The organism is Psychrobacter sp. AOP7-B1-25 (genome assembly GCF_052376195.1).
Classification (GTDB): Bacteria; Pseudomonadota; Gammaproteobacteria; order Pseudomonadales; family Moraxellaceae; genus Psychrobacter.
Map to the genome: position 1 here is coordinate 1 of NZ_JBQSVK010000029.1, position 10,133 is coordinate 10,133.

Genomic DNA, 10,133 nt, shown 5'->3' on the forward strand with positions numbered 1-10,133 from the left:
TTCTTACTCTGTGATGCTGCCGTTACCTCATTCATATCAGTGGCTGCTTGAGTGGCTGAAACAGAAGCCATGCTAAAGCTTGTGACACTCAGTGCCATTACAAGAGATTTCTTCAATGTTGATAGTTTTTTCATAATAATATCCTAAAATGCGTTAGTTTTTCTGCAGACTGTTTATTAATTAGAATAAGAGATTAATTTAAAAGTAAATAATGACATACAGTTAATCACTATGTCTAAGTGGTTTATGCTGAAAAACGTAACTGGCGTAACTGGCGTAACGGGTATTAGGACAAATAACATTGGATAGAAGAATAGGGTTTCATTGGTTCTCTTGGAATATACCTATGGCGAATCAATCAGGTGCCTTCACTGGTTCGGTCCCCTAGTGAGGACTTGAATCTTAGTCTGTAGGCTAATAGTATCAACGTTTTAACTGGTTGAAACAGTCACAGTGTACTTCATGGTGTACTTATCATACATATTCTAATCATGATCGGTGCGCTATACAGGCATCGAACTATCGGCTGTATGCCTATTTTTTTGCTATGCTTACTGACTGGTAATGCTAATAATCTACAACACAGTTAACAACATTCGGCAGTCGTTATTAGATCAAATATTGTGATTGCTTTTAAAATAAATACTCTAATATAAAAGAGTTACGAAAATTACTATTGAATATCCCAAACAGAAATACAAAGGTTGAGAATAACCACATCATTGAAAAGTAGAGTTTGTTTTGATCTGAAGTCCAACCCCAAGAGCCAAGTCTCTCTGCCATACTAGAATTAGAGAATATAAGCCACCTAAAGAACAAACAAAGAAGAATATAAAGCGTAATCCATATCAGCATTCTATCTACCTAGTTTTTTGTGTGAACTTTACATACGTAAGGAAGCGAGCTGACAGACGTAACCATTGCCACGTAATGCTATTGGTCTTTAAGATATGCTCGCTCGAAGCTACGATTTTTCAAAAGAAGGTTACTATAAACCCCCTTACAATCATGGGACATATTATTGATTTTAGTAGGGTTTGAAAATATAATCTTGTTATTTTCTCCAAACGTATTGGCGAACACTTTTATAGCGTCATGAACTTCTCTATTACAGCTTCCATCATTAGTGATATATGTAATATTGTTAGAGTTAGGCATTTTGTAAGCTACATAAAAATAACCCTGTGGATCTATCACAATCGCTGACGCTGAATTTAATTTATCTCTTCTAGCTTCATAGAATTTTGAACCATTTTTAAGCGTGTAAGGTGCGCTAAAGTCTTCTAAATTAGAGTAGAAATTATTATAATCAATACGTTTTAACTGTGTCTGAAGTTGTGATTGTAAACTTCTATCTAAAACAGTAATGCGTGCTGAGGCAATAGTATCCGTCGCATTGGCGCAAATCGTAGTCAAGCCCACTGTAGATAATAACAAAATGGGATAAATGATATTTTTCATATTAGACCTCAATATATCTGAATCAGTTAGCTTTCAATCTATACCTCAAGGGAACCAGCTAAAAAGCCCCGAAAACCTATTAATAGACCACTTATAACAGACTGGTATAATGGAACCACTTATAGCAGACTGTATTAGGTTTTTATGTTTATTAGAGCGTATCTACGAGCATCTACACAGAATTCGGGATGGTCTCAAAGTTTTGGTCAAGTGCTTATACTATAAGCTTTTTAAGAAGTCTTAAAACCTAATTTATCGAGATAGGGTATATAAAAAGCATGCTTACTTTCATCCAATAGCTCACTCTCAATCCGCTCAGCAAACGCTTTATAATCTTCACCTTGCTTAGCATAGTTAGCCAACTCACTCATTCTCGATAGCTTAGCCGCAAAAACACCCTTTTGTTTATCTGTCATTTTTAAAGGAGTCAGCATATCAGGCGTATCACCATCTCTCTTTATGCCTGTCGCTTTCTCAGGCTTAGTTTTTATTTTGAATTTGAACGTAAACCCAACAATTCTACGGCCTTCTTTGTGCTGTTCATAAGTCGCTGTAATATTCGTATTATCATTAATCTCATTAATAGCATGGTCTAAAACACGACTTTTAAAATTACCCATAGTTTTATATTGGTGCTCTTCGATACCCAAACGAGTACGTAAATTTCCAATTGTAATTGGAGGGGTTTTACCAACACTACTCCACTGCATTAATATTTCAAAGATACGCAATGCGTAGATGCTATTTAGGTCTTTTATTTGTTGTAGCTCGTACTCTGTATATTTCTCACTAAGTCTTGTTATCAGTGGAATAACGTCATTTCCAAACATAACCTCTACATACCCACCGCCCTCACTATATGAAGCACGTTGCACGAATCTGGACTTATTTATCTTGTCACGTCCCTTTGAATCCTTATCAGTCCAAACAAACTCGCTTTCATAAAGACTTTCACAAGCAGACTTCAGTGAGCGATAAGCAGTAGTTTTATCACATTCAAAATGCTTCCCGTAATCAGACGCTCTGATACGGTGGACACCTCCAATTTCAGACATACTTCCTTGTTCTCTTGCTTCAATAATAGCTAAGATAATTACACGCTGAGCGACTAAGTTAATCGCATAGCCCGACTCAATAAACGCATTAGCTTTGCTTACTATGCTAGTTTTTGTCATATAAAATCCGTATATATACTTATAATTTTTTATTGTATATAAATATACTATGATTGTAAAGACGTATATCTATGGGTGTATAAACGTATATCTATGGGTGTATAAACGTATATCTATGGGTGTATAAACGTATATCTATGGGTGTATAAACGTATGCTTATCTAACCTAAAAGCCTTGACTATAAAGGGATGCAGCCTACTTAAAAGCTTTTAAAAGCTATTAAAAACATTAAAAACCTTTTACTTCTTATTTTCTAATTCTTCTTCAATAGGATACTTCTCTCTAGCTTTACGTATAGCTGGTTGTACAAACCATTCCCAGTAATTCATTAGCTCATCATAATGCTCACTGATATAGCCCATTAGCTGAGCAGCAGTAAAATCGTATCTATGATCTTTAGGTTTAGAAAATTGAGTTAATTTTGATTTACTGACATTAACTCCAAAGTACCTAGCTATTTGCATAGCTCTATAAGAGTTAACTTCACGTTCTAACCTATACCCATCTTCTATACCAAGTTGGCAAAGTTCAGTACCACCAAAATCGATATCCTTTAAGAACTCAATCATGGCTTCAACTCGAGCAGAACGTACCGCATTGTAACGTTGCATATTCCTACGTCTCTTATCCATAAATAACTCACTCACTTTTAGAATAGGTACAGACAATAATAATATCATAGGTACAGTCATTTATTGTATGTAAGTACACACAATAGACAATCTATAGGTACAGCCATTTATTTTTAATTAGGTACAGCCAAATATAAATTATATGATATTATTTATTAAGCCAGCAGTCACAAGAGGGGGCTATTTATTACTACGTAATAATTATCCTATCCCTCATGTGAGCTGGTTAAGGGGAGACCCCTTAAAACCCCCAAAAAAATCTTACCTAGGTAATCGTTATGACTGAGCCAAAAACCACCGTTCTTGACAAGAGAGCCAAGCGAAATAGAGAGATTGCGATTCGCGTCAATGACTACGAACTTGCTGAGATTAAGGAAAGAAACCGCGAAAATACGGTGGCCAGTTGGTTACGAGGATTGGCATTAGGGGTTACTCCTGTTAAGCCAGTTGATCCTGAATTGGTGCGTCAGTTGGGTAGAATCGGTAGCAATCTTAATCAGCTGACCAAGCATGTGAATATCGAAAAGCACGTTGATGCCGAGGTGCTTAATGAGATTAAGGCGATTAGGAAACAGTTGCATGTGCTGATAGAGACGAGTATCGAATACTCAAAAGTAGCCGCGAGGGATGGTGATGATTGTTAAGTTCTCTAAGCATGGTAAAGGCAAAGCGAGTGGCGTTTTAGACTACCTTCTTAAAGAGAAAGGGGGTAAGGGTACTTTGGTACCTAGAACGCATGCAAAAGTGCTGTACGGCGATCCTGTGCTCACTGAGCACTTAATTAACACGACCTCTCACAAGACTAAGTATAAGTCAGGGTACTTATCTTTTAGTGAACGTGCGGATGAGATTAGTGAAGCCGATAAAAAGCGCATTATGCAGGAGTTTGAAGCGGTCATATTCTGCGGGTTAGAGAATGATCAGTACGATATTCTATGGGTTGAGCATGCGGATAAAGACATTGATGACGCTCATCCTGTCGGACGACTGGAGCTGAACTTTGTGATTCCCTGTCAGGAACTGCGATCAGGTAAGGCTTTTCAGCCGTACTATGAGCCAGCAGATCAAAAAAGGGTGAACGCTTGGAAAAATATTATCAATTCAGAAGTCAAAACCATTAAGGGTGAGCCGTTAAGTGACCCTAAACGCAAACGTCTAGTTAACCCATATAGCAGTAATGCGCCGCGTCCGTCGCCTTTTGATGCAAAGGCGTATACGAAAAAAGATGCAGATAAGGACGAGGAGACTATCGCCAATCCTCCTAACCGTAAACTATTAGAGGAAGCGATTAAACGTCGTCTGTTACTGGATTGGCAAAATGGTATCGCTATGAATCGTCGAAGAGTGCTAAGTCGGCTAGAACAGTGGGGCTTGAAGATTAATCGAGGTAATAGCGAGAAGACGTTATCGGTGACAAGCGACAAGCTAACCGATAAGAACGGCAAGCCAATGGGTGTTAGGCTCAAAGGCGGTATGTTTGAAAAAGGATTTGATGGTTACAAGTTTGAACCAGATGCGAAAGAAGAAGGTCATTCTGCGTATGACCGTACAGCTAGCAGAAACGAGCGCATGCAGTCAGATAAGGAGCACTTAGCCACTGGGATAGAAATAAAAGAGGCTTATCATCAGGAGAGATACCAGAATTTAGCTACGCCTGAGCCGTTAGTGGCAGATAAAGCTGTTCAACAGGAGCTAGAATCAGCTAAACCAGCTCCTACAGAAACTTATAGGCCGAGTTTTAGACCAAGGTTTTGATAGGTGATAAATGGGTTTTATGGTTATATACTTTTTTGCTACTTAATAAAAAAACAAGGATTTGCGTTTTATGACTATTGAAAAGGCTAAACAAGCTCTTAAAGACTTAAAGAGCTTTGCAAATAATAATCCACAAGATTTCGATAACATTATCAAAGAGCTAGGTAAAAATGGCTATGTTACGAATATCGATAATTATTATTTTGAAGTTGAGGTGGCAGAGTATTGGATGCCGTATTGTTGTGAGTATATATATGAATATATGCAGGAAAAAGGGTATGAAAACTGTACCATAATGGCTTACGCAAAATACTATGGAGAAAGCACCCCTCCTAAGGGAAAATATGATGCGTGCTCTCATTATATGTATGTTCTATATGATGAGAACATCTGGGGCGCTGATGAAGATATAAGTCAAAGAAGAGCAGAAGAGTTTCTCGATAGTGAGTTCGATCGATCTTTAAAAAACAACGCTAACTAGGGTATTTCTATAAAGTAGAGCTGAATAGCTATCTATATCAAGACTAAGTAGTACCGTGCGAGATGAGGGTGTTCAAAAATTCGAGCTCATCCCAGATTCTGTGTAAGTATTGATCGGGAGTAAATAGCGGTTACACAGAATCTGGGATAGGCTCGTTTTTTGAAGTAGATTTGCTCAGCTATTTTTTAATGTCAGATTGGTTGGTCATTGCTTATTCTCCAGTTAGTGGATTATAAGCAGTTACACAGTTTTTAGGAAAGTCTCGAAGGCGCCGTTCAACCGTTATTCACAAGCTTTTTTGATTAGTTGTATGCTCGATACTGATCACAACCAACTTGGATTCCGTTATCACATGCTTTACCAAACCACTCTTTTGCTTCGGCATAGTCCTGACGTACACCTTTACCGCTCTCATACATTACTCCTAAAAGGACTTGCGCCTTACCATTACCTTGGTCAGCCGCTTTTTTATATAACTTAGATGCTTCGGCGTAATCCTGACGTACGCCATTGCCTTCTTGGTACATTACGCCAAGACGAAATTGGGCATGAGCGTCACCTTGGTCAGCCGCTTTTTTATATAACTTAGATGCTTCGGCATAGTCCTGACGTACACCTTTACCGCTCTCATACATTGCTCCTAGACTGCTTTGAGCTCCAGCATGATCTTGATCAGCAGCCTTTCGAAACCATTCAGCAGCTTCATTATAGTCCTGACGTACGCCATTACCGTCTTCGTAAAGCCAACCGAGAACAAGTTGAGCGTTAGCATTTCCTTGATCAGCAGCTTTTTGAGACCATTCAGCAGCTTTCGTGTAATCCTGATCTACATCATCTCTACCTGCATAGTACATTGCACCCAAGCGAGACTGAGCAGATGGATCTCCTTTGTATGCTAAAGTCTCTATTTCATCAGGGTCAAAACTTCCTATCTCATCAGCGCTAGAGTTGGTAGCTGGTATAACTACAGCTGCAACAACACCCAACAAAGCAACTAATCCAATAGATAAGAAGTATTTTTTAAATAATCCTGCTTCATGTTTATCAAAGTTATCTTTAGGCATAAAGTAAAAAATAATGTGAACAATAGGACTAAAAATCACTGATGCAATCGCTAATAATGAATTATATGCCCATATGATACGGACAGTTTGGAATAAATACCAAAGTACGGCTAACATGCTTAATACAGCTAAACCAATGAATACAAATACAACTATTCCTTCCATAACTGTGTCCATAAATATGAGTTTTTATAGCGGCTATTATAGCGGCCAAGCTAAACATTTGCTTATGCCACTATCCAAAAGGGAGGTTATATAAGAATAATATTAAATATTTACTTAGTATTTTAATATTATATGTCTTGCATGTTACCGTGTAACGGTTATAATTAGGTTACACGGTAACAGGATTATACTATGAGTAATGTCAACGAACGTCAAAAGCGCCACCGAGAAAAACATATAGAAAAGGGCGCTAAGCGCTTGGATATGTTGATAAGCAAAGAAAGTTCATATCAACTTACGATGATTGCGTTATATGGACGTGGTGGTATGAAAAAAAAGCATGTTATCGAGTATTTACTCAAACAAGAATACGATCGCTTAATGAATGATAGCGATAATAATTTTGAAAAACTTGTTAAAGATATTAGAGAATGCGGTGTAGATATCTAATAGTTATACCCTAAGGGAACCACCTATAACAGACTATTCTAGGTAGTCTGTTATAGGTGGTTCCCTTGAGAAGTCATAGTCTGCTTCATTTCCATCTAAATATTCGCGTATAGGATGATTTGCCAATATCAGTGCTAGTTAAAAGAACCACCGTTTTTTCTTCTTAGCCGTCGCGACGATTGAATCATCTTCTTTTTCTTGCTCTTGTTCAAATGGCGGCTCATCGCTTATTTCAGCTTGCTTAAACTCTAGCAGTCTTACTTGTGCGAAATCATGGATACTGGCGTTGGCTTTATCCAGCGTTTTATTTAACTGTCCTATCTGCTGCTGATAATTTTCAATTAACTTTTTTTGATCGCTTACTTGTTGGCTGAGGTGTACATTCTTGAGCTTTTCAAGCGCTAATAGGTGTTCAATGTCCGTATTGTACTGAACACTTTGATTGTTCATAGGTGTACTTTGAACAGCGTCCTTTGAACGTTCAGTACGTTTTTTAGAAATTGGCTCACCGAACACTCGCAACATTTCCGAAACGTCTATTTTCTTATCTGCTGTTCTGGAAAGCTCGCCATCATTGATCTTCTGATAGATAGTGGTTCTCGATACACCCCACTGTTGCGCTGCTTTTGTCACCGATATGTTCATTGCTCACCTAGTGTTCAAGTACGTTTTTAAGACCTGTATAGTGCAACTGTTCAGAACGTTCAGTGAGTAACTATCGCACCAACCTCGCCATTTGGCAAATGCTAGTGCTTTATCCGTATCTGTGACCAACCATCAACGCACTTGCGCCTACAAGACACCTCAAATCACCCGAGGTTTTTTTGTATTCTATATTGTAGTATGTTGTATATTGTATTATACTACATACAAATTATACAAACGCTACATATCTACTCATACAAATACAAAATTAAGGACATGACTATGGCACTCACTATTCAACAGGTTCATAACACTGCTGACCAGTTGCAGGAAAAGGGTATCAAGCCTACTCTCGCCGAAGTGCGTAAAGCGCTAGGCGGTGGTTCATTCACAACCATCAGTGAGGCTATGAAGTCTTGGCGTCAGGACAACCAAGAAGAAACGCAGCTAAGGCAGGTGGAATTGCCCAGTGGTATCACTGAGCGCTTACAGACGCTTGGTGCGGATATGTGGCAGACGGCCATTGATATCGCCAATGATCGATTAGTTAAAGAGCGTGAAGCTTTAGAGAGTATTAAGGCTAAGGCGCAAGCTGAGACGGACGAGGCACAAGAGGCGGTTAAGACCTTAGAAGGTGAGCAGGCGGAGTTATTGGTGCAACTAGACGAAGTGACCACCACGGCAGAGACAAAAGCTAAAGCGGCTGAACAGGCGACAGCTGAACGTGATACGTTTAAGCAGACCTTAGACGATACTCAGCACCAGTTGGAGCTTGAACGAGCTAAAACAGTGGCAGCTCAGGCCCAACTTGGTGACCTGCGTAGCAGTTTTGATCAGCAAGCAAAAGAGCTGAGTGCCAACATATCGAAGGTGGCCACACTTGAGGCTAACGCTGCTGGTGATAAAGCAGAGGTTGCCCGTTTAAGTGCAGAACTTGAAGCAGCTAAGACAGAGTTAAAAGCGGTTACCATTGAGCGCAACGAGATCGCAAACGCTACTGCAGAGGTTAAAGGAGAGTTAAAAGCGGTTATCGTTGAACGCGATAAGCTGTCAGGACTTTATGAGCAGCTGACGCAACAGCAAGCGACATTAAACACAGATCATCAGCTGCTGCTTAAGCAGTATGAAACGGTATCGGCCAGCTATAGCGCTGAGCAAGAAAAGACTGGTGCATTAACGATAGAGCTTGAGAAGATGCAAGTGGCACTGGATAAGAGTACAGATCAGGAGTGACCACGCCTTTTGGTTGCAGAGAGTGTTAATTAGCGGTAAAATATAGACTGTAATCTATATAGCGACTTTTATATGTGGACTGTCATCACAACCGAGCTGTTCAATGATTGGCTGTATCAGCAAGATGAGTCAACACAAGAGAAAGTGTTAGCGGCCTTGGTGGCTTTAGAGCAGCAGGGCCCAAGCTTAGGTCGTCCTTTAGTGGACACTGTGTATGACTCAAAATTTACCAACATGAAAGAGCTGCGGGTTCAGCACCGAGGTAAACCACTCAGGGCCTTTTTTGCCTTTGACCCAAAACGCCAAGCGATTGTGCTTTGTATCGGTGATAAGGGCAATAAAAAGCGTTTTTATAAAGAAATGCTAGCCACGGCAGACCAGCAGTATGAGCGTCACCTCAAAACTTTAGGAGAGCCATAACATGACTAAGACACTACAAGAGATGTTAGCGGAGCGCTCAGAAGACAGCCAAGCTCGTATTCAACAATTGGCCGAACAGCTGCTTTTGGAAAACCAGCTGTACCGTCTCCGTGAAGAGCTTGAGATCTCTCAAAAAGAGCTTGCTCAGACCCTAGGTATTAAGCAGCCGTCATTGTCTGCTATAGAAAATCGTGGCCATGATCTTAAAATATCAACTATGAAAAAATATGTTGAAGCCATGGGCGGCAAGCTACGTATTGATGTTGAGCTACCAACAGGAAAGCATGTAGGCTTTAAGGTTTAATGGGTTGTTGACCCTTAAAATGAAATATAACTTAATTAAATACATGTTGGTCGTGTGGTCGAAAGCGTTAGATTTGGTACTATATGTGTGATAGCTGGTTTTATATAAAAATTTGAGCCTTTCCTAAATTTCGTGTAAGTACTTCTACAATCTAAATAATAGTTACACACTTTTTAGGAAAGGCTCAAAACGGCCAGCAATCCACAAATATGAACCCACACTAGATACCAATAAGTGTTTATTTAGACTTGCTATTAAAGACCCCAAGCCACTTGAGAAAGTAGCTTGGGGCTTTTTAATATTTAAGAGTGTATGCAATACAGGGTATCAGTAGTTAATCATCACGA

Annotated in this window: 12 protein-coding genes; 7 read left to right on the top strand and 5 right to left on the bottom strand. The window is 39.4% G+C overall.

Going from position 1 to position 10,133, the window contains the following annotated elements; all coding sequences use genetic code 11:
* Window positions 1-933: 933 nt before the first annotated feature.
* The 3 genes from ACT3QR_RS13540 to ACT3QR_RS13550 all read right to left on the bottom strand — a co-directional run bounded on the left by ACT3QR_RS13540 (window position 934) and on the right by ACT3QR_RS13550 (window position 3,317).
* Window positions 934-1,461 (bottom strand): hypothetical protein, encoded by a 528-nt coding sequence (locus ACT3QR_RS13540; RefSeq protein ID WP_443522730.1) that lies wholly within the window; start codon window positions 1,459-1,461, stop codon window positions 934-936.
* A gap of 230 nt (window positions 1,462-1,691) precedes the next feature.
* Entirely contained in the window at window positions 1,692-2,636 is a 945-nt protein-coding gene (gene repM / locus ACT3QR_RS13545) for a replication initiation protein RepM (RefSeq protein WP_443514417.1), read from the bottom strand.
* A gap of 240 nt (window positions 2,637-2,876) precedes the next feature.
* Window positions 2,877-3,317: a hypothetical protein gene (locus ACT3QR_RS13550; protein WP_443514416.1), complete on the bottom strand. Its 441-nt coding sequence runs from the start codon at window positions 3,315-3,317 to the stop codon at window positions 2,877-2,879.
* Between the two features lie 230 nt (window positions 3,318-3,547).
* Between ACT3QR_RS13550 and ACT3QR_RS13555 the strand changes: the two genes are divergently transcribed.
* The 3 genes from ACT3QR_RS13555 (at window position 3,548) to ACT3QR_RS13565 (ending at window position 5,505) form a co-directional block, all read left to right on the top strand.
* Window positions 3,548-3,913, top strand: a complete 366-nt coding sequence (locus tag ACT3QR_RS13555) for a plasmid mobilization protein (RefSeq protein ID WP_443514415.1) — start codon at window positions 3,548-3,550, stop codon at window positions 3,911-3,913.
* Entirely contained in the window at window positions 3,903-5,024 is a 1,122-nt protein-coding gene (locus ACT3QR_RS13560) for a relaxase (RefSeq protein ID WP_444521846.1), read from the top strand. Before ACT3QR_RS13555 ends, ACT3QR_RS13560 begins: the two co-directional genes overlap by 11 nt.
* 70 nt (window positions 5,025-5,094) lie before the next feature.
* Window positions 5,095-5,505: a hypothetical protein gene (locus tag ACT3QR_RS13565; protein ID WP_443514369.1), complete on the top strand. Its 411-nt coding sequence runs from the start codon at window positions 5,095-5,097 to the stop codon at window positions 5,503-5,505.
* A 302-nt stretch (window positions 5,506-5,807) separates the two neighbouring features.
* Here the strand turns inward: ACT3QR_RS13565 and ACT3QR_RS13570 are convergent, their stop codons facing one another.
* Window positions 5,808-6,734 carry a tetratricopeptide repeat protein gene (locus tag ACT3QR_RS13570; protein WP_443514368.1) on the bottom strand — a complete coding sequence of 309 codons (927 nt, stop codon included), beginning with the start codon at window positions 6,732-6,734 and terminating at the stop codon, window positions 5,808-5,810.
* Window positions 6,735-6,926: 192 nt separating this feature from the next.
* On the opposite strand from ACT3QR_RS13570, the gene ACT3QR_RS13575 reads away from it, so the two are divergent.
* Entirely contained in the window at window positions 6,927-7,184 is a 258-nt protein-coding gene (locus ACT3QR_RS13575; protein ID WP_443514367.1) for a hypothetical protein, read from the top strand.
* A gap of 138 nt (window positions 7,185-7,322) precedes the next feature.
* Here ACT3QR_RS13575 and ACT3QR_RS13580 read toward each other — a convergent pair whose 3' ends face one another.
* Window positions 7,323-7,829 (bottom strand): plasmid replication DNA-binding protein, encoded by a 507-nt coding sequence (locus ACT3QR_RS13580; protein WP_444521847.1) that lies wholly within the window; start codon window positions 7,827-7,829, stop codon window positions 7,323-7,325.
* A 282-nt stretch (window positions 7,830-8,111) separates the two neighbouring features.
* On the opposite strand from ACT3QR_RS13580, the gene ACT3QR_RS13585 reads away from it, so the two are divergent.
* The 3 genes from ACT3QR_RS13585 to ACT3QR_RS13595 all read left to right on the top strand — a co-directional run bounded on the left by ACT3QR_RS13585 (window position 8,112) and on the right by ACT3QR_RS13595 (window position 9,786).
* Entirely contained in the window at window positions 8,112-9,062 is a 951-nt protein-coding gene (locus ACT3QR_RS13585) for a DNA-binding protein (protein WP_443514365.1), read from the top strand.
* Between the two features lie 72 nt (window positions 9,063-9,134).
* Window positions 9,135-9,482: a type II toxin-antitoxin system RelE/ParE family toxin gene (locus tag ACT3QR_RS13590; RefSeq protein WP_443514364.1), complete on the top strand. Its 348-nt coding sequence runs from the start codon at window positions 9,135-9,137 to the stop codon at window positions 9,480-9,482.
* Between the two features lies 1 nt (window position 9,483).
* On the top strand, window positions 9,484-9,786 hold the full coding sequence (locus tag ACT3QR_RS13595; protein ID WP_193007191.1) for a helix-turn-helix domain-containing protein: 303 nt from the start codon (window positions 9,484-9,486) through the stop codon (window positions 9,784-9,786).
* Window positions 9,787-10,133: the final 347 nt, after the last annotated feature.